The organism is Duganella alba, assembly GCF_009674495.1.
Taxonomy (GTDB): Bacteria; Pseudomonadota; Gammaproteobacteria; order Burkholderiales; family Burkholderiaceae_D; genus Rugamonas; species Rugamonas alba.
In genome coordinates this window covers 1-255 of sequence record NZ_WKJN01000114.1, presented here as the reverse complement: position 1 = coordinate 255, position 255 = coordinate 1, and the positions used below count along the sequence as shown (strand labels likewise).

1 rRNA gene is annotated in these 255 nt (G+C 50.2%); it reads right to left on the bottom strand.

Going from position 1 to position 255, the window contains the following annotated elements:
- Window positions 1-255 (bottom strand): 23S ribosomal RNA (locus GJ695_RS29510); the annotation flags it as partial.

The following is a 255-nucleotide window of genomic DNA, read 5'->3' as shown; positions in this document are numbered from 1 at the left end:
AATACTCATCTCGCCCACCTGTGTCGGTTTGCGGTACGGTCTCGTATGACTGAAGCTTAGAGGCTTTTCTTGGAACCACTTCCGATTGCTACGTGAACAAGTTCACTCGTCCCAGCCCCTTGGATTATGTACCCGGATTTGCCTAAGTACCTCCTATGAACCAGAAACTGACTATTCCAACAGTCAGACAACCTTCCGCGATCCGTCCCCCCATCGCATCATACGACGGTGCAGGAATATTAACCTGCTTCCCAT